Source organism: Streptomyces cyaneochromogenes, assembly GCF_003963535.1.
Lineage (GTDB): Bacteria > Actinomycetota > Actinomycetes > Streptomycetales > Streptomycetaceae > Streptomyces > Streptomyces shaanxiensis.
Genome location: NZ_CP034539.1, coordinates 1,590,377 through 1,615,456, shown reverse-complemented (window position 1 = coordinate 1,615,456; position 25,080 = coordinate 1,590,377). Strand labels below are relative to the sequence as shown.

Sequence of the window (25,080 nt, the reverse complement as noted above, 5' to 3'; positions counted from 1 at the left end):
TGCGGCCGCTCCGCGAGAGCGACGTCTCAGGGGAGGGGGCGCCCCTTCTGGGCGCGCTTGAGGTAACGGCGGAGGTTGCGGGTGGTGTTGTCCTCGGGGCGGCCCTGGGAGCGGTGGGCCTGGAGGATCTGCGTGTAGAGGTCGGCTGCTCGCCCGGTGTTGCCGAGCATGTGGTGGGCCACGGCCAGGGAGGTCATGGCGAGGGCGGCGCCGGGTGCGGGGAGGGGGCGGGCGGCGACGCAGCGTTCGTAGAGGGCGATGGCCTCGTTGTGTCGGCCGGTGTGCGAGTACGCGGTGCCCAGGCCGAACAACGCACGCCAGGTGTCAACCTGATCCTCGCCCAGGGCCGGCGCGAGGTGGGGCAGGGCCGCCTCGTACAGGGGGATCCCACGGTCGGGCTGCCCGGTCTCCACATACGCGCCGGCGAGGAGGACCCGTCCTTTGAGCGTCTCCGGGTGGAGCGCGCCGAACGCGGCGGTGTTGTACGGGTCGTTCTCCACGAGCAGCGCGATCGCCGTCGTGTAGTCCTCGGCATGGAAACGGTTGAGTGCGAACAGATGGCGGAACCCGGCGACTTTGGGGTGGCCGGGGCCGACGTGACTCGTCCCCTCGGTGATCAGTTGCTGCCACAGCGGCGCGGACGCCGCCAGTGCGCCGGCCGTCTCCAGAGCCGCGGCCTGCTCGAAGAGGGCGTCCAGCCGATCGGTCACGGCGCCGTGCGGGGCCTGGGACTCGCTCCGGGGCGGGCCGGGTGGCATCGGAGGGAGAGGCGGGACCGCAGGTACTGAAGGGGGCGGCGGGACCGGAGGGGGGACTGCGGGGTGCGGCGGGATCGGAGGGGGGACTGAGGGGTGCGGCGGGGCCGGAAGGGGAACTGAGGGGTGCGGCGGGACCGGAGGGGGGACCGCAGGGGCCGGCGGGGAGGAGGGATGGGGCGTGGCCGTCTTCTGGCCGGCGCGTGCCTCGTCCAGCATCTCCTGTGCATGCCGTGTCCGTTGATGCCCGGGTCCCAGGACCCGGTGGGAATCGGCGGCCAGCGACGCGGCCGCGTCCTGTGCCCGGTCGACCTGCCCGGCTGCCAACAGGGCCATGACGAGCGTCTCGCGGGTGTCCAGGGAGCCCTCGTCATCGGCGCCGAGGGCGGTCGTCTGCTCGGCCACCGTCTCGTCCAGTGTCCTGATGCCCGCGTCGAAGTCGCCCGCGACCACGAGTGCGGCGCCTACGAGACCCTTGGCTTCCAGGACGTCGCGGTGTTCCGGACCCAGTTCGGCCTCCAGGTCCGAATGCGCATGGCGATGCTCGGCGACGCCCCGGTCGGTGTCGCCGGTGGCCAGCAACGCGTCGGCCAGCCGTTGCCGCCGGTACACCGTGTCGGGGTGGCGGGCGCCGAGCACCCGGCGGCTGTCCGCGATCACGGCATCCAGCTCGGCCACGCCGCCGGTCGGGTCGTTGTCGTGGTGCCGGGCGAAGGCGAGATCCGTGCGGAGCGTGAGGGTGCCCGGGGCATCGTGCCCCTCGGCCTTCGCCACGTCCCGAACGAGCTGTTCGAGGATCCGCACCGCCTCGGCCGTGTCCCCGAGCGACGCCCGGACGTCGGCGAGGTGACGCCGGCAGTGGACGGACTCCGGATGGGCGGGGCCCTGTACCCGTACCCAGGCGGCGGCGTTGGTCTCCAGCTCCGCGAGGCAGGCATGGAGGTCACCGAGCGTGTCGTAGGCGTCGGCCAGGTCGTCCCGGACCCGCAGGACCCGCTTGTGGTCCGGGCCGAGCTTGCGCAGCAGGGTGTCGAGCACGAACCGGTACACGGCCGTGGGCTTCTCACGGTCACCGTCGAGCAGGTGGGCCTTGGCGACGTTCGCCATGGCGGTGAGCGTGAACTCGTCCTCCTTGCCCTTGGCGTTCACCCACGCGCCGAGCACCCTTGAGCGCAGTTTGAGGAGGTCGGTGGTCCGCCCGGCGTCCTGGTAGACCTGGGCCAGTTGCTGCTCCGCCACGTAGGTGGACGGGTGCTCGATCCCGAAGTAGGTGTACGCGTCGGCCCATGCCTGCTCCAGCAGGGCCACGGACCGGACGACCTCGCCCTGTTCGGTCAGATAGGCCCCCGTGCTGTTCGCGGTGGTCACGATGGCCATGTGGCGTCGGCTCGGTGCGTTGCGCTGCAGGGCCTCGACATGCGGCAGCAGCGCGCGCCACCTCGGCCAGGTCTCCGGATCCGTGGTCTGCGGCAGGGTGGCCGCCAGGGCCAGACAGCAGGCGGTGAACCCCTCGTCGATCCGCTCCTCGCCTCGGCGGGCCGCCCGGGTACGGGTGCGGTACCAGCCCTGCAGCAGCGGATGGACGGAGATCGTCTCGGGGCTCAGGTCGATGAGTCCGTGCGCGGCCAGCACTCCGAGGGCGGGGTCGACGTCCTCCTTGGGGACCGCGGTCGCGACCAGCCACCGCGGGATCGCTTCGGGAGCGAGCCAGGACAGGAACGCCAGCACGCGCAGTGCCTGGGGATGGCCCGAGATCCGCTCGGTGGTCATGCGCCAGACGGTGACGAGGCTCCGGTTGTCCGGTGCTCCCGGCGCCGGTTCGTGGTAGACGCCGCGGGGATCCGACCGCAGTTTCGCCAGGTACTCGACCGGCGCGAGCCTGGTCTCGGTGAGGAAGGCGCCGGCCTGCGCGACGGCCAGGGGAAGGTGTCCCAGTGCGCGGCAGATGTCCGCGAGCACGGACGGTTCGGCCGCCAGGCCGCCCTGGCGCAGCTGCGCGGTGAGCAGCGACTGCGCGGTGTCCGCGGGGAACGGGCCCAGGGCGGAGTAGGAGCCGAGGCCGGCCGCGAGCGACCGGCTGTCCGTCGTCAGCAGAAAGGCCCCACCCGGCGCCCTGGCCAGAAGCTCGGAGACGTGCTCACGGTCGGTGACCTCGTCGAGCACCAGCAGCCAGTCGCCGCGGGCGCTCAGCCAGTTGAGCGCCCGCTCCCGCAGGAAGGCGGACGGCAGCTCGGCGAGGTGTGGTTCGAGGGCCAGCGCGATACGGCTCAGCCCGTCCTCGACCGCGCCGGGGCTGTCCGCGCGGAGCCAGCCGACCTGGGCGTACTCCGCGCCGCGGGTGGCCGCGTAGCGCGCCGTCAGGGTCGTCTTGCCGAGCCCGTCGAGCCCGCACACCGTGTGCAGCCGACGACCGGCCGAGGCGTCGCGGAGCGCCTCGTCGAGCGCGGCCAGTTCGGCCTCCCGGCCGACGAACAGCGGTGCCGGGAGCGGTGGCTGACCGATCACCCCGCCCACCGGCGACACCTCGGCCGGCCGCCGCAGCAGCTCCGGGGGGACGACCGTCATCCGCTCGGCGCGGTACAGCATGTTGACCGCGTGATCGCCGAGGGAGACGATCCCGTCGTTCTGCCCGATGTGCAACGGCTCGGGTGTCACCCCTGCCGCCGGATGACGTTGTGGGCGCCATCGCCGGTGGAGATGATGCCCTCGTTGTGCTGGACCGCGACCGCGCGGTCCCCCGAGGCCGTGTAGGCGGCGTTCTGCGGCAGCAGCAGGGCGAGTTCACGCCGCAGGCCCTCGTCGTCCCGCAGCAGCTTGCGCAACTCGACGCGCAACGCGGCCTGTTCGTCCTCGCCGCCCCTGCTCTCGGCCAGGTCGGTGACGGCCCGTGCCACGCCGTCGGTGCCCTGCGGCCGACTGCCTGTCAGCCTGGCGAGCAGCCGCTGCCCCAGGTGCGCGGTGCCGGACGCGGCGACGTCCTCGGTGCGCCGCAGCACATCCGCCCCGTCCAGTGCCACCGCCGCGGTGATCGCCGGCACCGTCTGGGCGAGCAGTAACTCAAGCTCCACTGTGGCCCCCTCCTCACCGCCAGCATGCCGCCCCACAACCGCCCAGGCAACTGCCGTAAGCCCCAGGCCAGTTGTCGGCCACGTCCCGTAATTTACCCAGGGGCTCAGTTGCCCAGCGGCCGGCGGGGCAGTGGTGACGAGTAGACGACACTCGTCGTCACCGAGCCCAGCGTGCCGATCTTGCCGGACACCTCCTCCAAGTGCCTCATCGAGCGGGCCGCGACCTTGATGACGAAGCAGTCGTCGCCGGTGACGTGATGGGCCTCCAGGATCTCCGGCGTGGTGGCGACCAGGTCGTGGAAGGGCTTGTAGTTGGCGTTCGGGTAGCGCAGGCGCACGAAGGCCAGGATCGGCAGCCCCAGCCGCTCGGGGGCGACGACCGCCGCGTAGCCCTGGATGACACCCGCCTCCTCCAGCCGCCGCACCCGTTCCGTGACCGCGCTCGCGGACATGGAGACGGCACGTGCGAGCTCGGCGAAGCTGGCGCGGCCCTCGCGCTGGAGGACATCGAGGATGCGCCAGTCGGTGGCGTCCGGGGAAAACGCGGTCATGGGCGAGGGATAGCAGGGGAATGCCCGGCGGATCAAGAGGGGCGCCGGGGATCTCCCCTTCAGGGAGCGGATCGCGGGCCGTAGATTTCTGATCATGACGACTGCCGCAGCCACCACCGCCAACCCCGTTCTCCGCGTCGCCCCCGCCCCCCCCGGCCGAGGCCGCCGCCTACTTCCGGGCGAGCCTCGCCTTCCACGCGGACGTCTCCGACGTCGCCGCGGCCCTCGCCTCCGGCGGTGACCCCGGGTTCGTCGTCGTGGACTCCCGCTCCACCGAGTCCTGGGACCAGGGCCACATCCCCGGGGCGGTCCACCTCCCCACCGCCCTCATCCCCGAGCAGGCCGAGCAGCTCCTCGACAAGTCGGTGCCCGTCGTGACGTACTGCTGGGGCCCTGGCTGCAACGGCGCGGCCCGCGCCGCCCTCGCCCTCGCCGAACTCGGCTACCAGGTCAAGGAGATGCTGGGCGGCTTCGAGTACTGGGCACGGGAGGGCTTCGAGTACGAGACCTGGCAGCGCCGTGAGAACATCCCCGTCGACCCGCTGACCGCTCCGGTCGGGGCCGACAACTGCGGCTGCTGAGGCAGGAGTTGACCACGGTGACCTGGTGAGGTCCCGGGGCGTGTAGGTTCTGCTGCCATGGTGCGATACGCGGAACCGGGCGCGGTGGAGTGGGTGGAGTCGGGCGGCGGCCCGCTGATAGCGGTGCCGGAGACGGTGCTGCCGTTCTGGGCGGGTGCCGACGGCGACGAGACGGCGTCCGACTACGACCGGGCCTGCGAGGTCGACGGATTCGTCGGACTCCTGCCCGTGGGGGACAGCGCGGCGCTGGTGCTCGGTGACGAGCCCGCGTCCACCTCTTACCTGCCCGACCACGGCATCTTCGTACGGTGGTGCGCGGCCCACTCCGAGGAGGAACTGCTGGCCCGGGTGCCGACCGCCCTCGCCACGGCGGACTGGGGACACGAGGTGCGCTGGAAGGTGCCCGGAACCGTAATCCTCTTCGACTCGGCCTGGCCGGGACGGGAGACGGACCGGACCGAGCATCTGCGGGTGGAGCTGGAGCCGGGGGCGTACGCGGTCCGCGCCGCACGGGTGCAGCCCGGGCCGGAGACCTGGCTGGGGCTCGTCCAGCTCCGACGGCTGCCGCACTGAACGGTTCAGTGCCAGAAGGGCCTTCGTGAACAGCCGGGACCCTCGTGAATAAACGGGTGCGCCGGACCCGGCCGTTCCCCATCATGAACTGCCATGCCCCGACTCCCGCACCCCGCCCCCGAAGACCTGCGTCGCGACCCCCTGCCCCTGCGCGGCCGGACCGCCCTGGTGACCGGGGCCAGCAGACGGGCCGGCATCGGTCATGCCGTGGCCCGGCGGCTCGCCGCCTACGGGGCGAGCGTCTATCTGCACCACCATGTGCCGCACGACGCTGCCATGCCCTGGGGAGCCGACCGCCCCGAGGACGTCGTCGCCTCCGTGCGTGAGGCGCTCGGCGACCCGGATGGCCAGGTCCTCGCGGGTCCCGGCGACCTCGCCGACCCGGCCGCGCCCGCCGAGCTGGTCGCCACGGCCGCCTCGGCGCTCGGCGGGCGGCTCGACATCCTGATCGCCAACCACGCGGTGAGCGGCTCCGACGGCACCCTCGACGAGATCGACGCCGCCATGCTCGACGCACACTGGGCGGTGGACACCCGTGCGGTGCTGCTGCTCGTCCAGGCCCACGCCCGGCTGAGGCCGGCCGGGCCCGGCGGGCGGGTCGTGATGATGACCTCCGGCCAGGACATCGCCGGCGGCATGCCCGGCGAGATCGCCTACGCCCTCCAGAAGGGCGCCCTCGCCTCCATCACCCGCTCCCTGTCGACCACGCTCGCCGAGCAGGGGATCACGGTGAACACCGTCAACCCCGGCCCCGTGGACACGGACTACCTGACCGGTGAGGCGTACGAGGCCGTGGCGGCCCGCTTCCCCGTCGGCAGATGGGGGATGCCCGACGACCCGGCCCGCCTCATCGCCTGGCTGGCGACGGACGAGGCGGGCTGGATCACCGGTGAGGTCATCAACGCCGAGGGCGGGTTCCGGCGTTGAGGCGTGGCGTTCGACGACCCTGCCGCGTCAGAGCCGGGCCAGCTCGTCCACCAGGTCGTCCAGGCCCAGCGAACCCTGGGACAGGGCCGCCATGTGCCAGGCCTTGAGATCGAAGGCGTCGCCGTGCCGCTCGCTCGCCTTCTGACGGCCCAGCAGCCACGCCCGCTCGCCGAGCTTGTAGCCGATGGCCTGGCCCGGGATCGTCAGGTACCTGGTCAGCTCGCTCTCCACGAAGTCCGCGGGACGGCTGCTGTGCGCGCCGAAGAACTCCTGGGCCAGTTCCGGAGTCCACCGCTCGCCCGGGTGGAACGGGGAGTCGGCCGGGATCTCCAGCTCCAGGTGCATGCCGATGTCGACGATGACGCGGGCGGCCCGCATCATCTGCGCGTCGAGGTAGCCGAGCCGGTGCTCCGGGTCGGTGAGGAAGCCGAGCTCGTCCATGAGCCGCTCCGCGTACAGCGCCCAGCCCTCGGCGTTGGCGCTGACCCCGCCGATGGTGGCCTGGTAGCGGGAGAGGTTCCCGGCGACGTACGTCCACTGCGCGAGCTGCAGGTGATGGCCCGGCACGCCCTCGTGGTACCAGGTCGAGACCAGGTCGTAGACCGGGAAGCGGGTCTGGCCCATCGTCGGCAGCCAGGTGCGGCCCGGTCGCGAGAAGTCCTCCGTCGGGGGCGTGTAGTACGGCGCTGCCGCACCGCCGGGCGGCGCGATGCACGACTCCACCTTGCGTACCGGCTCGGCGAGTTCGAAGTGCGTGCCGTCCAGCTTCTCGATGGCCTCGTCCATCAGGCCCTGGAGCCAGTCGCGGACCTCGTCGACGCCCTCGATGTGCTTGCCGTGCTCGTCGAGGTGCGCCAGCGCCACCCATGGCGTCGCGGCGCCGGGAAGGATCTTCTCGGCCTCCTTCTTCATCTCGCCGAGCAGCCGGTGGTACTCGGACCAGCCGTACGCGTACGCCTCGTCGAGGTCGAGGTCGATGCCGTTGAAGTAGCGGGCAGAGCGGGCGTAGCGCTCGCGGCCCACCGTGTTCGGAGCGCCCTCGATCGCGGGCGTGTACACGTCGCGCATCCAGTCCCGCAGCTCCACCACGGCGGCCGTCGCCGCGCGGGCGGCCTCGTCCAGCTCCGTGCGCAGCGCCTCGGGACCGGCCGACGCGAAGTCCTCGAACCAGCCGCGTCCCTCACCGGTGTCCGCCCACTCGGTGAGCTGCTCCACGAAGGTGGCGGTCGGGCGCGGCGCCGCGTGCAGCTTGCGCTCCAGACCCAGCGCGAGGGACTCGCGGTAGCCCGCGTACGCACCCGGTACCGCGCGCAGCCGCTCGGCGATCGCCGCCCAGTCCTCGTCGGTCTGGTTCGGCGTGACGGTGAAGATCTCGCGCACCGAGTGGGCGGGCGTGGCCATGTTGCCGACCGTGCGCAGGCCCTCCTCGGCCTCGTGCACGGCGATCTCCGCGGTGAGCCGCTCGCGCAGCAGGCGCGCGCACCGGCGCTCGATGTCACTGTCCGCGCCGGGCAGGCTCTCGGCCTCGTCGAGCCGGGCGAGCGTGGCCCGCTGGAGCTGCGCGAGCGCCTCCTGGCCCGCGGGCGAGAGGTCGGGGAGCTTGCCGGAACTCTCCTTCACGCCGAGATACGTACCGGTGATCGGGTCGAGGGCGATGAGCTCGTCGACATAGGCGTCGGCGACCTCACGGGGCAGCGGGCTCTTGGTCTGTGACATGCGGTCCATCCTCATACGGCGACCGGCGCCGCGTCAGCCCGGTTCCACCGGCCGCCGTCCCCGTCAGGCCGATTTCGCTGAGGGCTTGTCTCCCGGCGCGCCGCGTGGCAGCAGCGGCCCGCAGTCCCACTGCTGGAAGATCAGCCGAGTCTCCACCCGCGCCACCTCGCGGTGGGCGGTGAAGTCGTCCAGCACCAGCCGCTGCAGATCCGCCATGTCCGCGACCGCGACATGCACGAGGTAGTCGTCCGGCCCGGTGAGATGGAAGACGGCCAGCGACTCCGGCAACGCCCGGATCCGCTCCACGAACGGCCCCACCAGCTCCCGCCGATGCGGCCTGACCTGTACGGACAGCAGCGCCTGAAGCCCCCGGCCCAGCTTGGCCGGATCGAGCCGCAGCTGATGGCCGAGGATCACGCCCGAGCGGCGCAGCCGGGTCACCCGGTCCAGACACGTCGACGGCGCCACCCCGACCTGTGCGGCGAGGTCGCGGTAGGTGGCCCGGGCGTCGTTCTGCAGAAGCCGCAGCAGATGCAGATCGACCGGGTCCAGTACGACAGATTCGGCCATTGGTCGAACGTAACACGGTGAATGGCCTTCGGACCCCGGCCGATGTTCACCCTTCCGCCATGGACATCGCGAGCAGTGAGGCATACGACGGCATGCCCGGGTACGACGACGCACGCACCGCATCCAGAGCACTCGCCACCGAGGCCGTGCACGCGGGCCGGGACGACCTGGCCCGGCAGGGACTGCACGCCCCGCCGATAGACCTGTCCACCACCTACCCCTCCTACGACAGCCGCGGCGAGGCCGCCCGCATCGACGCGTTCGCCACGACCGGCGCGGAGCCGGACGGCCCGCCTGTCTACGGCCGGCTCGGCAACCCGACCGTCGGCCGTTTCGAGACGGCCCTGGCCAAGCTGGAGGGCACCGAGGCGGCGGTCGCCTTCGCCAGCGGAATGGCGGCGCTGAGCGCGGTCCTCCTCGTACGGTCCTCGATGGGACTGCGCCACGTCGTCGCCGTACGCCCCCTGTACGGCTGCAGCGACCACCTGCTGACCGCCGGACTGCTGGGCTCGGAGGTGACCTGGACCGATCCGGCGGGCATCGCGGACGCCCTGCGCCCCGACACCGGCCTGGTGATGGTCGAGTCCCCGGCCAACCCCACGCTCGCCGAGGTGGACCTGCGGGCGGTGGCCCATGCCTGCGGCTCCGTCCCGCTGCTCGCGGACAACACCTTCGCCACGCCGGTGCTCCAGCGCCCCGCCGAACACGGGGCCCGGCTGGTTCTGCACAGCGCGACCAAGTACCTCGGCGGTCACGGGGACGTGATGGCAGGAGTCGTCGCCTGCGACGAGGAGTTCGCCGGACGGCTGCGGCAGATACGTTTCGCCACAGGGGGCGTCCTGCACCCTCTCGCCGGATACCTGCTGCTGCGCGGCCTGTCCACCCTTCCGGTGCGGGTCCGGGCCGCCTCCGCGACCGCCGCCGAACTCGCCCGCCGTCTCGCGGCCGACCCGCGCGTCGCCCGCGTCCACTACCCGCGCATCGGCGGCGCGATGATCGCCTTCGAGATCCACGGTGACCCGCACGAGGTCATCGCCGGCGTCCGCCTCATCACCCCCGCCGTCAGCCTGGGCAGCGTCGACACGCTCATCCAGCACCCGGCGTCCATCAGCCACCGCATCGTGGACGCGGACGACCGACGGGACGCCGGGGTGAGTGACCGGTTGCTGCGGATGTCGGTGGGTCTGGAGGACGTGGAGGACCTGTGGGCTGATCTGGACGGTGCGCTGGAGCGCCCCGTCAGGGGCGCGGGGCAGTGTCGACAAGCGGCTCCGCCGCGGGGCGCGACCAGCCACAACGCGCCTGCGGCCGCAGGCGCGCAGTAGCTCTTACGGCACTCAGGCCTTCCCCAGTTCAGCCGCGCTCGACAGCCGCTCCGCAACCCCCGCGGCGCCCCCCGGCTCAACCGGCGGAGCCAGCCGCGCCGTGATGACCAGGGTCCCCTCCTCGATCTGATAGTCGAGGGGGAGCCCCAATCCCCGCATCGCGGCGACCATTCCGGTGTTGGACGACTGCGTCACGGCGTACACACTCTCGCAGCCCGCCTCGACCGCCATCCCCACCAACCTGCGGAGCAACTCGCTGCCCACGCCCCGCCGCTGCCACGCGTCCTCGATGAGCAGCGCGACCTCGGTCTCGTCACCGTCCCACAGCAGGTGGCCGAGGGCGACGACGCGACCCGACGCGGTCTGCACGGCGAGCGTGCGGCCGAACCGGGGGCTCAGCAGATGGTTGAGGTAGCGGTCCGCGTCGCCGATCGGCCCGTGGTACCGCATCCCGAGCGTCCGCGTCGAGCACCGCTCGTGCATCTCCTTCGCGGCCGCCAGATCACCGATGTCCGCCCGGCGCACGATGATGTCATTGCCCTCGGGCAGCGTCAGTACGTCCTGGCTGCGCGGCACACGCGGGCCCAGCCGGGCGTCCAGCTCCACCAGCGCCCGTGCCCGCGCGAACTCGGTCGGCGTGAACGGCAGATGCGGCCGCTCCACAGTGATCACTCCACCTTCCGGCGCACGCAGCCGCATCACGGTGTCCTCGAGAGCCCCTTCCACGGGCACCGGCTCCGGAGCCCGGCTGCCCACGGCCGGGACGGCGGGCAGTGACCGGATGGTGCACCGGCCCAGCAACTGCCGCAGCGCCAGCGGAAGTTCCGCCGCGTCCAGGGCGGTGCGGGTGGCGAGGCCGAGCACCCGGGTCGGCGCGTCCACCAGATCATGGGCGTCCGCCCGCTCGATCCAGGTGCCGGCGCCACCGGCCACCGACACCGCTCGGGTGATGTCGGCCGCCGCGAGCCCGCCCGGGGCTCGCAGCAGGAACTCGTCCACCGTGCCCTCGGCCAGCGGATGCGTCTGCAGGCTCAGGATGTCCACCCGCAGCCCGGCGAGCGCCGCGCACAGCGCTGCCAGTGACCCCGGTTCGTCCTTCACCGTCGTCCGCATCCGCCACAGCGCACTCTCCTCGGACACCGTCGCGGACGCGTCCCGTGACTGGTCCGACGGCCCGGCCTGCTCCTCGGAGCGCGGCCGGGCACCGGTATCGCTCTTCGGCGGTGCGTGACCGTGGCGGCGTGCCCACCATGTGTGGAACCCCACCGTACCGACCAGCACGGCCGCCGAGGCCAGCAGCAGTGTCGGTCCGTCGGGCCCGTGCCCGATCAGGTTGGCCACGGCGTCGGCCACCGCCACCGCCGTGAAGAGCGCGGCGAGCTCGACGACGTCGCGCCGCCAGTGGTGTACAGGACGGCCATGTTTTGCACGCGTCACATCAGACATGTCTCGACTCATACACCCACTGTGAAGGAAGGGTGTTGCGTGATCACGAACGCTTTGTGACCGGGCGGTAAAGAGCCATTATGTCTGGTTTGCGATCCAGCCGGTCAGATAGTCCGTCGGGCAGCCCGAGTCAGGCAGCCACCCCCTCCGCCAGTGCACTGCGCAGTCGCCGGGCCTGGGTCACGAGCCGTGACGAGCCACGGCGCTCCGCCGTCCCCGCCAGATGCGGCAGTTCCTCGCGCGCCCCCGTCCGCTCGGCGCACTCCGCGGCGACCGCCAGAAGGTCCGCCAGTCCCCGGGCCGGCGCGGCCGCCCCGCCCGTCGCGAGGTCGGCGAGCAGGACGGGCAGGGTGTGCCGGAGCATCTCCCAGACGGTGGCGTTCGCCCCCGTGGCCGCCGCCGTCCGCGCCGACTCCACCAGCCGTGACGGCTTCACGGCCCCGCGCCGCACCAGCTGCCCGAGATCCGCGCCCAGCCGGGCCGCGTCGAGCTGCCCCCGCGCAGCCAGCACCAGCAGAGCGTCCACGGCGGCGAGCCGGTCCTCCGGGTGCCGCGCACCGAGCCCGTACGCCACGGACAGGTGGACGGCCTCACCGGCCTCCCCGCCGGACTCGGCGAGGAGCGGGAGTATCGCGGCGGCCCCCCGGGAATCGTCCACGGCGACCGTGGACAGGTCGTGCAGCAACCTGACCGCGATCAGTTCACGCCGTTCGGGAAGGACGGCTAGCCAGTGCTGCCGTATGTCGTCGTCCCAGTGGTAGCAGTACCGGCGCTCGCCGTAGACGCTCACCGGCCGGCCGAGGGGCCGGAACTCGCTCGGGAAGTCCTCCTGCAACTCCAGGAGTTCACCGCACTCCAGCAGGATGCGCCGGCCGGCGGTCCGCCGCCTCGCCGTCGACAGGGCCGGGCCGGCCGCGGTGAGCCACTTGGCCAGGCGTTCCCCTTCCGCGGTGCCGAGTGAGGCCGCCCGGAGCGCGGCAGCCTCGGCCGTCGCACGGTCGTCGCGGCGCACCCGCAGCAGCGCCTGCGCGAAGTCGGCCGCCGAGACCCGGGCGCCCAGGCGCCGGTACTCGTCGAGACGGGCCACGAGCTCGTCAGGCTCCAGCAGGCCCGTGCCCCAGGTCGGCGTGGACAGCAGGAACGGCAGCGGTTCCGTACGGATCCGGTACGCCACCTCCCAGACACGGGCGTTGACGGCACGAGAGAGGGCTCCGTGGACGCACTCGAAACCCGACGTCCCGCGCTGGACCGCGGCATGGAGATCGGCCGTCGGCACCTTGTCCAGCAGCGTCGCGAGGACGATTTCCAGGCTGTGCGGCCGGTTGCCGAAGTAGGTGTCCATCCGGATGTGCGGGGAATCGGCGGTGACCCACCACAGGCGCGCCACCACGGGGGCGAGTGCCTCCACCAGCGCGTCCTTGTTCTCGTGGGCCTGGCGCACCAACCCGTCCAGGGTGCGCTCGAACGTAGCCACGTCCGCGCCGGACGCCAGCAACGCTCCGACCTCTTCCGCGAGTTCGGCCACCGACCGCGGGGCGGCCGCCAGCCGCACCGGCTCGGGCGCGGGCGGCAGGACCTCCTCGTACGTCATCTGCTCCGGGGACGCGGGGGAGGCCCCCAGGCTCCGGACCGCCCGCGCACGCAGAACCGGGATCAACTGCGCGGCGGCCGACGCGAGTTCGTCCCGTACCTGGACGCTGCGGACCTTGCCGACATGCCGTTCCACCAGCTTGAGCGCCCGCTCCTGTACGTCCGAGTCCTCGTGCCCGAACGCCTGCGTGGCGGCGGGCAGCAGCTCCTCCACGGCGGACGGCTCGCGAATGAGCACCTTGCCCAGCAGGACCAACTGGGCACGCACCAGCTTCTTCTCGGTACGGAAGAGGACCGCGCCCGACATCTCGACCAGTTGGCGCGTGGTCAGTTCACCGTCCAGGGCGAGCGAGCCGAGCACCGACTGGGCGTGCCCGGCCACGACGGAAGCGGCGTCGGAGGCCAGTGCCAGCCAGTCGGCCGTGTGCTCCCGCTGCTCGTCCCGGGTGAGGGCGAACGCCTGCAGCATCCGCAGGAACACCCGGTGATCGGCCGCCGGGCCGCCGCGCAGCAGCCGGGCCAGGCACGCGCCGACCGTCGCCTTCCGGTCCAGGCTGCCCTCGGCGGTGAGCTGGGCGAGCGCGTCGGCCCAGCTGTCCGGACCCTCGGCAGCGGACCAGGCCAGTCGGCCGCCGATGTCGTTCGTCTCGAAGAGCGCCGCCGTGAGCTGGGCGAGATGCGGGTCCTTGCGCAGTCGGTCCAGGACCGTGTCGCCGCGCTGCCAGACGTGGCCGATGTGCTGCACCCACCCATGGACGTAGGCCTCGGTCGTCGGCACCGGGCAGCCGGACAGCCGCACCAGACCCGCCATCAGCTCATACGGCACAAGCGCGTTGACCGGCCGCTCGGCGATCCGGTGCGCCACATCGGCGAGCCAGCCCGGCGCCCGGTCGCCCAGGACATCGATCAGCACACCCGGCGAGGCCGGCCACCAGCGCATGTCGGAGGCGGCCAGCCAACTCGCCACACCGGCCGCGCCGGTCTGGCACGCCGCCCCCGCGGCATGCAGGGCGGGGTAGGCGCGGCGGGCCCCCGAGGTCCACTGATCCGTCCTCAGCTCCTTGCGCAAGGCCCTCAACTCCGGGAAGAACGCCCGTCGTTCGGCGTCCGTCATCCCGTCCAGCAGACTCACCACCTCGGCCGTCCGCCCCGCCCGTACCGCATCCATCAGCGAACTCATCGCGCACCCCCGTCGACCCCCGCCAAGTCCCGCTCCGCCGCGGCGACGCCTCGCCGTACCATCCGCACCGCCAGCGCGTGCTTGCACGGCCCGCGCCCGCCCCGGTACTTCGCCCACCACAGACAGGAGCAGCTGAACACCCCCGCCTCGTCGCGCACCCGGTGCACGTGGCCGTCCTCGGCCGTCACCGTCCCGATGCCGCCGCCCAGCACGACCGCCCCCGCCGCCACCAGCGCCCGGGCCGAACGCAACCGCGGATTGTGGCGCTCCACCCGCTCGGCGTCGTACGGCAGCTCCCGGTGGAAGTACGCGGCCTCCGCCGTGTCGTACCCGACCCGCCCCGACGTCCCCAAGCGGATCAGTGCCGCCCGGGCGCGCTCGGGCGTGAGGCCCGACGCGGCGGCCAGGTCACCGACGTCGATGCGGGGCTCCCACGCGAGGAGCACCGCGATCAACTCGGCGTCCTCGGCGGCCTCGTCGGTGGCGAGCGCGTCGAGGACGCCACCCTCGCCGGAGAAGCCGCGCGAGGCGTCCGGCGACAGCGTGAGCGTCAGCCGCATGCCCGGCAGCACCGCCTCCCAGGCACTCGCCGTGGCGGCCGAACCGCCGACGACCCCGGGGCCGTACACCCGCAGGGCCGTGGCGAACCGCAGCACCCGCTGCAGCGCGACCAGCCGCTCCGGGCCGGGCAGGCACACCGCGCCCCGCACCGCGCGCGTGGTCGGCCGCAGTCCGCTGCCCGAGGCCACCACCCAGCGCGGACCTGTCGAGGCACCCCGCCCCCCGCTACGCGGCAGAGCGCGCAGGAACCGAAGGGCCTCCGCGGCCGGCAGCTCGGCCCGCAGATCGAAGCCGGCCGCTGTCACCTGCGCCTCGGCGAAGCCCCGCAGCCAGCGGTCCGGAAGCGGCACCTTCTTCTCCACGACCGGGCCGTCCAGCGTGGTCACGGCCAGCTCCTCGGGGCCCACCCGCAGGTGGAGCGGATCGTCCGCGCCGATCCTGGACAGCGCCTCGCGCAGGGGGTTGTTGACGTCGACGTTCGTCGTGCCGTGGCCCACCTCGCCGCCGTCGAGGCCGGACTCCAGCACGTCGAGGCGGGCGTACACCCCGCCGCAGCCGGAGAAGGACTCGAACCGCAGGCGGTCGCCGTTGCCCGTGACCACCGGGTCGAGGGAGGCGCGCAGCTGCCGCTGGTAGTAGCGCGCGGCCGCCACGTCGGCCACCGCGAGCAGCCCGGCGGAGGCCACCTGAGGAGACGTCAGGAAGCCCGCGAAGAACCGCGGATGGTCCTCGACACCCGATGGCGTCGCACCCCGTGAGGTCTCGAGTCCCAGGCGCTGTCCGCTCGCTGCGGACTCCAGCACGGAGGGTCGGCAATAGGCCACGGCCTGTAGAGATCGCGTCATGGAAAAACCGTAGAGGCGACCACTGACAATCGCGCTGACCTGCAAAAAAGCCCTCTGCCGGAGGGTGTTCGCCCGGCGGCTGCGACTGTGCCGCGTACCCGGGGATGACGCGGGTACGCGGCACGCGTCTCAGGCTACGGGAATCACTGGCCGACCCGGCCCGGCTGCAGGACCTGTGTGAACAGGACGGTGCCGTCCGACTCGCGCAGCCGCACCGTCAGCTCGCCGCTGTCACCGTCGATGTCGACCTCGCCGAAGAACTGGTAACCGCCGGCGGGCGAGACGTTGGCCGTCGTCGGCGCCTTGATGAACACCCGCTCGGGGCCGAAGGTGTTGTCCAGGGTGTTCGCCGGGAACGCGCCCGCGTTGAGCGGGCCGGAGACGAACTCCCAGAACGGCTCGAAGTCGGTGAAGGCCGCCCGCGACGGCTGGTAGTGCTGGGCCGAGGTGTAGTGCACGTCGGCCGTCAGCCACACCGTGCCGGTGATCCTGCGGTGCTTGATGAACCGCAGCAGCTCGGCGATCTGCAGCTCCCGCCCCAGCGGTGCCCCGGGGTCGCCCTGCGCCACGGCCTCGATGTTCGGCTTGCCGTCGCCGGTGTCCGGCACCACCAGGCCGAGCGGCATGTCCGACGCGATCACCTTCCACACCGCCCGGGAGCGGGCCAGCTCGCGTTTGAGCCACGCCAACTGCTCGGCGCCGAGAATGCCCTGGGCGTCGGTGGGCTGGTTGTCCGTGGAGTTGGCGTTGCGGTAGGTGCGCATGTCCAGCACGAACACGTCCAGCAGCGGACCGTGGTTGACGACCCGGTAGACCCGTCCGTCGGGGCGGCGCAGGGTCGAGATCGGGTAGTACTCCGAGAAGGCCTGCCGGGCGCGTGCAGCCAGCACGTCGACGTTCTTCTCGGTGTAGCGGGTGTCGCCGAGGATCTCGCCCGGGTACCAGTTGTTGGTCACCTCGTGGTCGTCCCACTGGATGATCGAGGGCACCTGGGCGTTGAACCGCTTGAGGTTGTCGTCCAGCAGGTTGTAGCGGAAGTTGCCGCGGAACTCGGCCAGGGTCTCGGCGACCTTGGACTTCTCCTCGGTCGTGACGTTCCGCCAGGTGCTGCCGTCGGGCAGGGTGACCGAGGCCGCGATCGGTCCGTCGGCGTAGATGTTGTCGCCGCTGCAGATGAAGAAGTCCGGGTCCAGCGCGGCCATCGCGTTGTAGATCCGGTAGCCGCCGAAGTCCGGGTTGATGCCCCAGCCCTGCCCGGCCAGGTCGCCGGACCACACGAAACGCACCCCGTCGCGCCGCCGTGCGGAGGCCGTCCGGAACGTGCCGGTGACCGGCTCGCCGGTGCGGCGCGGGTCGTCCGGGTCGGCGAGCAGCACGCGGTAGTGGATCTGCTCACCGGACGGCAGGCCGCGCAGCCGGGTCGTGCCGGTGAAATCGGTGTCCGCGCCGAGCAGCGGGCCCTGCCATCTGCGCGCGCCCCGGAACGACTCGGTCGCGGACGTCTCGACGATCATCCGGGCCGGACGGTCGGACCGCACCCACACCAGCCCCGAGTCGCAGGTCACGTCCCCCGTCTGCACGCCCCAGCCCGCCTTGGGACGCCCCGACAGGGCGAAGGCCGGTGCCGAGCCGAGGGCGGTGGGCAGGGTCAGGGCCGCCGACGCGGCGAGCGAGCCGCGCAGCACGCTGCGACGACCCGGGAACGGACGGTGTGACATGGAGGCCTCCAGGGGCGGGATCCGGCCAGTGTGCAGTGCCACAACTACTGGGGCGCCGCAGCGCACACGGAAACCACAAGTGAACAACTGACCGCATCCGCGGGGGAACTGGTGTGTCAGGTGGGGGACAGGCGGACGCAGGGTTCCGGTCACCTCCCGGTGGGCGCGACGAGCCGCCCGGCCTTCCCGGCCCTCTCGGCTCCCCCGACCTCCCCGGCCCTCCCGGTCAGCCCGGACGCGTGGCCACCGCCTCCGCCATCAGCCGTACGCCCGCCCGGATCCGCGTGGGCGACAGATGCGCGTACCCCAGGACCAGCCGCACGCCCGGATGCCCGATCTCACCGGCACGCGCGTGCGTGTAGTCCGTCACAGGGCGCACCGCCACCCCGGCCGCGGCCACGCGCGCGAGGAACCGGTCCTGGGGCCCGTACCGCTCCGGCAGCGCGGCGATGACGTGCAGTCCCGCGGCGATCCCGGACACCTCCGCCCCCGGAAAGTGCTCCTCCAGGGCGCCGACCAGGGCGTCGCGACGCTCCCGGTACGCCCGCTGGCAGCGGCGCAGCTGGCGGTCGTAGTCGCCGCGCTCCAGGAACCGGGCGAACAGCGCCTGATCCAGGGTCGGATGCCCGAGATCCATGGTCCGTTTGCGCTCGACGACCTCCTCGGTCAGGGGCTCCGGTACGAGCAGCCAGCCGGGCCGCAGCCCCGGGGCGAGGGACTTGCTGACCGATCCCGCGTAGGCGACACGCTCCGGGTCGAGTCCCTGGAGGGCGCCCACGGGGGCGCGGTCGTAGCGGAAGTCGCCGTCGTAGTCGTCCTCCAGGACGTACCCGTCGACGGACCGCGCCCAGTCGAGCAGTTCCGTACGGCGACGGGCGGAGTACGCGATGCCGGTGGGGAACTGGTGGGCGGGCGTCGTGACGACGGACCGTACGCCCGACTCCCGCAGCGGGCCGACGGCGAGCCCCTCGTCGTCCATGGGCAGCGGCACCGTGGAGACGCCGGCGGCGGCGTAGAGGGCGTCGTGCTGCGGGCTTCCGGGGTCCTCGACACCGACTTCGCGCATCCCGCGCGCGTGCAGCACGAAACCCAGCACCGTCGTCGCCTGCGACACCCCGGACACGACCACGATGCGCTCGGGATCCGCGACCACGCCCCGCCGGCGGGCGAGCAGCTCGGCGAGCGCCGTACGCAGCCGGGGGAGCCCGCGCGGGTCGGGGTAGCCGAGCTCGTGGTGCGGCAGCTCGGCCAGCACGCCGCGTTGCGCCGCCGCCCACGCGGCACGCGGGAACAGCGACACGTCCGGCGTGCCGGGTACGAAGTCGGCCCGGGCGTCGGCGGAGCGCGGAGCGAGGTCACGCGTGCCTGGCCGGGCGGCCCGTACGGCACCGCCGACCCAGGTCCCGGCACCCCGGCCGCTGCGCAGATAGCCCTCCGCCGTCAACTGCTCGTACGCCTCGGTGACCAGCCCTCGCGACACCCCGAGGTCGGCGGCGAGATCCCGGCTCGACGGCAGCCGGGTACCCGGCGCGAGCCGCCCCGACCGCACCGCCGCACGCAACGCCGCCTGCAGTGAACGGCCACGCGCGCGTGCGGGCGCCGACACGGCCGGCAGCAGCAACTCCCAGGCAGGAGTGCCCGGATGGTGCTCCGGCCCGCCCCCGGTCGGCGTCGTAGGGGGCTCGGCGGTCCTCCTGGCCGGATTGGTCTCCGATGACGTCATGAAAGTGGACCTTAAACCGGACCGCGCCGGTTCCTAGCGTCGCTGCCATGAACGCCACCACCACACGCGGCGCCCTCCTCGCCGCCCTCGCCTGCGTCCTCGTCGGAGGCTCCTTCACCGCCAACAGCCTGCTCGGCGAGTACCCGTACGCCGGCGGCCAGTTCCTGCGCTACGCCCTCGCCTGTCTTCTGCTCGTCCCCCTGGCCGGACGGGACGCCCCGGCCCGGCTGCGGGCGCTCGCCGCCCGTCAGTGGGTCCGTCTCGCGGCGCTGGCTGCCGTGGGCATGGTCGGCTTCAACCTGGCCGTCATCGCGGCCGAGCGCACCGCCGAACCGGCGGTTCCCGGCGTCTTCGTCGGCTGCGCGCCCGTGGTCGTGGCCGTCGTCGTGCCCCTGGTGGACGGGCGGCGGCCTGAACGTGTGGTCCTGTACGGGGCGTTGCTCGTGGCCGTCGGAGCGTTCGCGGTTCAGGGCTGGGGCCGTGCGGACGCCGCGGGCATCGCCTTCTCCGCGGGCGCGCTGGCCGGCGAGGTCGGTTTCGCGGTCCTCGCCGTGCCCGTACTGCGCCCTCTGGGCCCGCGGCTGCTGTCCGCCACGGTGTGCGGGATCGCCGCCGTCGAGTCGGCGGCGGTCGGGCTGCTCCTCGACGGCACCGCGTGGCTGCGCCGCCCCGACACCACGGAAGTCGCCGCCCTCCTGTGGCAGGCCGTGGTCGTGACCGTCGTCGGCTTCGTGTGCTGGTACATGGGCATGCAGCGGATCGGCGCCGAGCGCGCCACGCTCTTCTCCGGCCTCATCCCGGTCTCCGCCGCCTGCACCGCCCCGCTCGTCGGAACCGGCTCCTACGGCGCCGCCCAGGCCCTGGGCAGCGCCCTGGTCGGCGCCGGAGTCGCCCTGGGATCCGGCGCGTTGACGCGTCCGCGCGGATCAGCGGCTGCCGTCGAGAATGACGCGCGCGACCAGGGCCGGGTCGTCGTTCATCGGGCAGTGGCCGCAGCCGGGCAGCCGGACGAGACGGGCCCGGGGAATGATCTGCTTGGCGCGCACGCCTTGGCGGCGCACGAGCAGCCGGTCGCGGGTGCCCCACGCCACGGTGACCGGGATCCCGGGGATGTCGTCGGTGAACTGCACGGCGCGGCCGGCCCGGAGGGTCTGGTCGAATCCCGTGGCCCGCGCCAGGGCGAGCGTCTCGGCGACCACGGCCTCGGGTGACCGCCGGCCGGGACGGGCGTAGATCGAGCTCGTCAGGACCGTACGGCCGGCCGCCGACCTGGACAGCTGCTCCACGAGCGGCAGCGGCAGCCGCCGGGAGATGTGCCGCATCGCCAGCAGCACGCCGAAGGCGTAGCGCCGCTCGGCCTCGGACCAGAAACCGGCGGGGGACAGGGCGGTGACGGACCGCACGAGCTTCTCGCGGCCCAGCTCCAGGGCGATCAGCCCGCCCAGCGAGTTGCCCACGACATGCGGCCGATCGAGCTCCACGGCCTCGCAGAAGGCGGCGAACACGGCCGTCGTCGTGGCCAGGTCGTAGGAGAGGTCGTCCGGCAGTCCCGGAGAGGCCCCGAACCCGGGCAGATCCACGGAGATCACCTCGCGCTCGGTCGCGAGGATGTCCACCACCGGGTCCCAGACCTGCCGGTGGTGACCGATGCCGTGCAGCAGGAGCAGTGGTTCACCGCTCCCCACACGCGCGTAGTCGACGGTCACGCTCTGTGGGCCGCGGGGAGAGGGGACCTGGAAGGAGACGGTGGCGGACATGGGGTGCTCCTCGTCTGGGACACGGTCGGGGACACGCTGACGGACGGCCGTAGACAGCTTGTCAGCAATTGCTACCGACGGGTAGACCTTGCTCGCCGCCGATCACGGCCGGTGCGCGGTCCCCCAACGCGCCCTGCGTGTCACGAGGTTGGACGCGCGGGCCCCCGGGGGGGAGCCGATTTCGCCTGGACACCGCCGGACGCGTCGGCTGGGATGGTCAAGTGACCACCGAAACCGAGACCGACGTCTTCGAAGAGCACCGCCCCGTCCTCCTGGGGGTCGCCTACCGCATGCTCGGCCGCGTCGCGGACGCGGAGGACGTGGTGCAGGAGGCCTGGCTGCGCTGGTCCGGCGCCGACCGGTCCGAGGTGCGCGAACCGCGCGCCTACCTGGTGCGCGTCACCACCCGCCTCGCCATCGACCGGCTGCGCCAGGTCAAGGCGCGGGGCGAGACCTACGTCGGCCCGTGGCTGCCGGAGCCGTACGTCACCGACATCGGGGACACCGTCCCGGACACCGCGGAGCGCGCCGTCCTCGCCGACTCCGTCTCCCTCGCCGTCCTCGTCGTCATGGAGTCCCTGTCGCCCCTGGAACGCGCGGTGTTCGTCCTGCGGGAGGCCTTCGGCTACCCGTACGCGGACATCGCCGCCATGCTCGACCGCGGCGAGGCGGCGGTGCGCCAACTCGCCGGGCGGGCCCGCAAGCACGTCGACGAGCGGCGGCCCCGCTACGAGGTCGACCCCACCCAGCGCCGCGACCTCACCGAGCGGTTCCTGGCCGCGGCCGAGGGCGGCGACCTGGAGGGGCTCATGTCACTGCTCGCCCCGGACGTCCGCCTCGTCGGCGACAGCGGCGGAAAGGCCAAGGCGCCGGTGCGTGTCCTGGAGACGGCCGACAAGGTGGGCCGCTTCATCGTCGGTGCCGCACGCAAGGGTGGAGTCCCCGACGTCTCCTGGCGCTTCCTGGAGATCAACGGCGGGCCCGCGGTGCTGGCCCTGTCCGGGGGCAAGCCCGACTCGGTCTTCCAGCTCGATGTGGCGGACGGGCGCGTCCAGGCGGTTTACATCATCCGCAACCCTGACAAGCTGCACTCCCTGGCCACCGCGTAGGGCCACACCGCCGGCCGCCGAGTAGGGCCACACCGCCTCCCCCCCCGGTGACGCCCCCGTCGTGCGACGGGGGTTTTACCGGCATGTCAAAGAGACGGTCTTGCGCGAACACGCCGTGAACGCTCCCGAGCCACATGCGTGCATCGTCCACATGGGATGGAGGATTGGTATTGACCAAGGTTGAGGGCCGTCCTATGGTCGCAGAGAAAGTGCAACAACCTTTAATAAACAAGGGCGCTAAAACGCCGCTGGGCCACGGCGATTGCGGAGGACAGGGTGGGGACCACGCAGCTGGAATCGGTGCCGGAACCGAAGTACTGGCACCTGAGGACCGTGCTCAGTGAGGCACTGGACTCCGAATTCACCGTGGGCGAGATCCTGCCCAACGAGCGCGACCTGGCCGCCCGCTTCGGCGTCGCCCGGGCCACGCTCCGCCAAGCCCTGGAGCAACTGGAGCTGGAGGGCAGGCTGCAGCGCCGCCGCGGTGTCGGTACGACCGTCGCGCCGCCGCGCGTGGGCGTGGCCGTCGGCACCGAGCAGCATGCCTGGCCGGGCGCGTCCGACGACGTCTGGCAGCCCGCGGACTGCACGCAGGCGGTGCCGCCCGCGTCCGTCGCGGACGCCCTGGAGAGCGGGCGCGACGAGCCCGTGCACACGGTGCGCCGCTCCCGCGTGACGCACGGCCAGCCCGTCGCCGCCGAGCTGCTCTACATCCCGCAGTCGTCGGTGCCCGACCTCTCCGCCATCGACGCCCCGTCCGGAGCGGCACGCGCGCGTGCCGTGCTGCGCGAGTTGCAGCGACTGGACCTGGAGGGCCAGGAGAGCGCCGTCGAGCTGGGCTCGGCCCGCGCCGACGACGCCAAGGAGCTGGACCGGCTCCCGGGAGCGCCCGTCCTCGTCGTGACCACCCGCTACCTCGCCGATGGCCGCACCGCCGCGCTCTCCGTCGCCACGTACCGCGCGGACACCTGCCGGCTGACCTTCGGCGACTCCGGCGGCGTGGAGATCCACCAGGACCCGGAGCGCCGGGCGTCCTGACCGCCGTACCGGAACATGCCGCGCGCCCCGGATCCACTCCGGGGCGCGCGGCATGTACGGCCACGGACTCCGTCGCACCGCGGACGGCCGACCGGCGACCGTCTCAGCGCCGCCCCGTCACCGTCCCCTCCACCGCGAACAGCTGCTCCTCCACATGGTCGAGCGCGAGCCGCAGCGCGCCCGTGGCCACCGCGGCCTCGCCGAGGAGGGACAGGGCGACCTTCGGCGGGCGCAGGCAGTAGCGGGCCAGTTCGCGTCGCAGCGGCTCCAGTACGCCGTCCAGGCCGGACGCCCAGCCGCCGATGACGACCAGCTCGGGGTCGAGGGCCAGGACGAGGGCGGCCACGTCGTGCACGAGGCGCTGGATGAAGCGGTCGACCGCCGCGCGGGCCCGCTCGTCGCCCTCACGGGCCTGTGCGAAGACCTTGGCGACGGCGCGCTCGTCGAGCGGGCGCAATGGCTCGTCGGTGGTGGACAGCAGGGTCTCCGGGGTCACCTCCCGGCCCAGCAGATGCAGCGCGCCGATCTCGCCGGCCGCACCGCCGAACCCCCGGTGCAACTGCCCGCCGATCAGCGAACCGGCACCGGGGCTCAGCCCCGCCAGCACGAACACCACGTCGTCGGACTCGGTGGCCGAGCCCTTCCAGTGCTCGGCGACCGCCGCAGCGTTGGCGTCGTTCTCGACCAGGACCGGGCACTTGAAGGACCGGCTCAGCCGCTCGCCCAGCCGCAGCCCCGTCCACTCGGGCAGCGCCGCGCCCAGCCGCACGGTGCCGTCCGCGTCCACGATGCCCGGCGTCGCCACCCCCACGGCCCGCAGCGAGCCGCGCGCGACACCGGCCCGGCGCAGCAGTTCGGCAACCGCCGTACGCACCCGTTCGAGCCGCTCGTCGGCCGGAGCCGTCTCGTCGACGTCCTTGGCGATCGAGCCGAGCACCCGGCCGTCCAGATCGGCCAGGAGCGCGGCGACCCGATGCGCCCCGATGTCCAGACCCAGCAGATGACCCGCCTCGGCCCGGAACCGGAACCGCCGTGCGGGCCGCCCCTGACGCCGTACGACACTCTCGTCGGCCGCCTTCTCGACGACGTAACCCGCCTCGATGAGCCCCTCGACCACGCCCTCGACGGTGGGCCGGGACAGTCCGGTCACCCGGGTGATCTCCGTCAGCGTCGCGGCGTCCGTGGCACGCAACGCGTGCAGCACCACCGCGGAGTTGATCCTTCGCAGCAGCGAGGGATCCCCGCCGGTCAGCCGCGGCAACGTCCGTCCTCCCAGCTCGTGCGCATGTTGGCCGGATGGTACTCGCCGTGGCCGACCCCGGCGAGTGGTGGGCACTCACCGACCGCCCGGCCCGGGCCCCGGCGGTGGCGCGCAGCCCGGATCACCCCGGCGCCACGAACCCCGACTCGTACGCGGTGATCACCGCCTGCGTGCGATCCCGCGCCCCCAGCTTCGCCAGGACGGCACTCACATGCGACTTGACCGTCTCGGTCCCGACCACGAGCCGGGCGGCGATCTCCGCGTTCGACAGACCCCGTGCCACCAGCCGCAGCACCTCGGCCTCCCGCTCGGTCAGCCGGGCCCGCTCCAGCAGGGCGCGGGCCGCCCGGTTCCCGCCGTCCTCCCCGTACTGCGCGGCGAGCTGCCGTACGGAGGCCGGGAACAGCAGGGACTCGCCCTCGGCGACGAGCCGCACCGCGTGCACGATCTCGGCGGGCCGGGCCCGCTTGAGCAGGAAGCCGTCCGCGCCGGCCCGCAGCGCCTCGTACACGTACTCGTCGTTCTCGAAGGTCGTGACGACCAGGATCTTCGGCGGCTCGTCGACCGTCCGCAGCACCGCGCGCGTGGCCTCGATCCCGTCCAGCAACGGCATCCGTACATCCATGGCGACCACGTCGGGCCGCAGTTGCCGCACCAGTGGAATCACGGCCGCCCCGTCGGCCGCCTCCCCGACGACCTCGATGTCGGGCTGCGCCTCCAGCACGGCCCGCAGACCGGCGCGTACGAGGGGTTCGTCGTCGACGAGGAGAACGGTGACCGGCATCC

At 72.9% G+C, this 25,080-nt stretch carries 18 protein-coding genes and 2 pseudogenes; 7 read left to right on the top strand and 13 right to left on the bottom strand.

Going from position 1 to position 25,080, the window contains the following annotated elements:
- Positions 1-26: 26 nt before the first annotated feature.
- The 3 genes from EJ357_RS50175 to EJ357_RS06945 all read right to left on the bottom strand — a co-directional run bounded on the left by EJ357_RS50175 (position 27) and on the right by EJ357_RS06945 (position 4,374).
- Positions 27-3,395 (bottom strand): tetratricopeptide repeat protein, encoded by a 3,369-nt coding sequence (locus tag EJ357_RS50175; RefSeq protein WP_126389703.1) that lies wholly within the window; start codon positions 3,393-3,395, stop codon positions 27-29.
- 11 nt (positions 3,396-3,406) lie between these two features.
- The gene (locus EJ357_RS06950; RefSeq protein ID WP_126389701.1) at positions 3,407-3,823 is read right to left on the bottom strand and encodes a hypothetical protein; all 417 of its coding nucleotides are present in this window, start codon (positions 3,821-3,823) and stop codon (positions 3,407-3,409) included.
- 104 nt (positions 3,824-3,927) lie between these two features.
- Positions 3,928-4,374 carry an Lrp/AsnC family transcriptional regulator gene (locus tag EJ357_RS06945; RefSeq protein WP_126389699.1) on the bottom strand — a complete coding sequence of 149 codons (447 nt, stop codon included), beginning with the start codon at positions 4,372-4,374 and terminating at the stop codon, positions 3,928-3,930.
- A gap of 94 nt (positions 4,375-4,468) precedes the next feature.
- On the opposite strand from EJ357_RS06945, the pseudogene EJ357_RS06940 reads away from it, so the two are divergent.
- From EJ357_RS06940 to EJ357_RS06930, 3 genes and pseudogenes are all read left to right on the top strand, one after another.
- Positions 4,469-4,955, top strand: a pseudogene (locus tag EJ357_RS06940) (rhodanese-like domain-containing protein).
- A gap of 57 nt (positions 4,956-5,012) precedes the next feature.
- Entirely contained in the window at positions 5,013-5,528 is a 516-nt protein-coding gene (locus EJ357_RS06935; RefSeq protein ID WP_126389697.1) for an immunity 21 family protein, read from the top strand.
- A gap of 93 nt (positions 5,529-5,621) precedes the next feature.
- Positions 5,622-6,455, top strand: coding sequence for an SDR family oxidoreductase (locus EJ357_RS06930; protein ID WP_126389695.1), 834 nt, complete (start codon positions 5,622-5,624; stop codon positions 6,453-6,455).
- A 27-nt stretch (positions 6,456-6,482) separates the two neighbouring features.
- Here the strand turns inward: EJ357_RS06930 and EJ357_RS06925 are convergent, their stop codons facing one another.
- Together EJ357_RS06925 and EJ357_RS06920 are read right to left on the bottom strand one after the other, a co-directional pair.
- On the bottom strand, positions 6,483-8,171 hold the full coding sequence (locus tag EJ357_RS06925; RefSeq protein ID WP_126389693.1) for a DUF885 domain-containing protein: 1,689 nt from the start codon (positions 8,169-8,171) through the stop codon (positions 6,483-6,485).
- Between the two features lie 63 nt (positions 8,172-8,234).
- Positions 8,235-8,741: an Lrp/AsnC family transcriptional regulator gene (locus EJ357_RS06920; protein ID WP_126389691.1), complete on the bottom strand. Its 507-nt coding sequence runs from the start codon at positions 8,739-8,741 to the stop codon at positions 8,235-8,237.
- Positions 8,742-8,833: 92 nt separating this feature from the next.
- Here EJ357_RS06920 and EJ357_RS06915 point away from each other — a divergent pair, with 92 nt between their 5' ends.
- On the top strand, positions 8,834-10,066 hold the full coding sequence (locus EJ357_RS06915; protein WP_126399260.1) for a trans-sulfuration enzyme family protein: 1,233 nt from the start codon (positions 8,834-8,836) through the stop codon (positions 10,064-10,066).
- A 12-nt stretch (positions 10,067-10,078) separates the two neighbouring features.
- Here the strand turns inward: EJ357_RS06915 and EJ357_RS06910 are convergent, their stop codons facing one another.
- The 5 genes from EJ357_RS06910 to pdxR form a co-directional block, all read right to left on the bottom strand.
- A complete protein-coding gene (locus tag EJ357_RS06910; RefSeq protein ID WP_126389688.1) occupies positions 10,079-11,512 on the bottom strand; it encodes a GNAT family N-acetyltransferase in 1,434 nt (477 codons plus the stop codon).
- Between the two features lie 130 nt (positions 11,513-11,642).
- Positions 11,643-14,282, bottom strand: a complete 2,640-nt coding sequence (locus EJ357_RS06905) for a DUF6493 family protein (RefSeq protein WP_126389685.1) — start codon at positions 14,280-14,282, stop codon at positions 11,643-11,645.
- Positions 14,279-15,688 carry an SWIM zinc finger domain-containing protein gene (locus EJ357_RS06900; RefSeq protein WP_126389683.1) on the bottom strand — a complete coding sequence of 470 codons (1,410 nt, stop codon included), beginning with the start codon at positions 15,686-15,688 and terminating at the stop codon, positions 14,279-14,281. Before EJ357_RS06900 ends, EJ357_RS06905 begins: the two co-directional genes overlap by 4 nt.
- Positions 15,689-15,831: 143 nt before the next feature.
- On the bottom strand, positions 15,832-17,406 hold the full coding sequence (locus EJ357_RS06895) for an alkaline phosphatase D family protein (protein WP_126389680.1): 1,575 nt from the start codon (positions 17,404-17,406) through the stop codon (positions 15,832-15,834).
- A gap of 226 nt (positions 17,407-17,632) precedes the next feature.
- The gene (gene pdxR, locus EJ357_RS06890) at positions 17,633-19,129 is read right to left on the bottom strand and encodes a MocR-like pyridoxine biosynthesis transcription factor PdxR (protein ID WP_126389677.1); all 1,497 of its coding nucleotides are present in this window, start codon (positions 19,127-19,129) and stop codon (positions 17,633-17,635) included.
- 47 nt (positions 19,130-19,176) lie between these two features.
- Between pdxR and EJ357_RS06885 the strand changes: the two are divergent.
- Positions 19,177-20,013 (top strand): annotated as a pseudogene (locus EJ357_RS06885) (EamA family transporter); the annotation flags it as partial.
- Positions 20,014-20,055: 42 nt separating this feature from the next.
- On the opposite strand, the gene EJ357_RS06880 reads toward EJ357_RS06885, so the two are convergent.
- Positions 20,056-20,886, bottom strand: coding sequence for an alpha/beta fold hydrolase (locus EJ357_RS06880; protein ID WP_126389674.1), 831 nt, complete (start codon positions 20,884-20,886; stop codon positions 20,056-20,058).
- 221 nt (positions 20,887-21,107) lie between these two features.
- Between EJ357_RS06880 and EJ357_RS06875 the strand changes: the two genes are divergently transcribed.
- Positions 21,108-21,995, top strand: a complete 888-nt coding sequence (locus EJ357_RS06875; RefSeq protein WP_126389671.1) for an RNA polymerase sigma-70 factor — start codon at positions 21,108-21,110, stop codon at positions 21,993-21,995.
- Between the two features lie 276 nt (positions 21,996-22,271).
- Positions 22,272-23,033 (top strand): GntR family transcriptional regulator, encoded by a 762-nt coding sequence (locus tag EJ357_RS06870; RefSeq protein WP_126389668.1) that lies wholly within the window; start codon positions 22,272-22,274, stop codon positions 23,031-23,033.
- 103 nt (positions 23,034-23,136) lie between these two features.
- On the opposite strand, the gene EJ357_RS06865 is transcribed toward EJ357_RS06870, so the two are convergent.
- Both EJ357_RS06865 and EJ357_RS06860 read right to left on the bottom strand, forming a co-directional pair.
- Positions 23,137-24,294 (bottom strand): ROK family transcriptional regulator, encoded by a 1,158-nt coding sequence (locus EJ357_RS06865; protein ID WP_126389665.1) that lies wholly within the window; start codon positions 24,292-24,294, stop codon positions 23,137-23,139.
- A gap of 121 nt (positions 24,295-24,415) precedes the next feature.
- Positions 24,416-25,078, bottom strand: a complete 663-nt coding sequence (locus EJ357_RS06860) for a response regulator transcription factor (RefSeq protein ID WP_126389662.1) — start codon at positions 25,076-25,078, stop codon at positions 24,416-24,418.
- Positions 25,079-25,080: the final 2 nt, after the last annotated feature.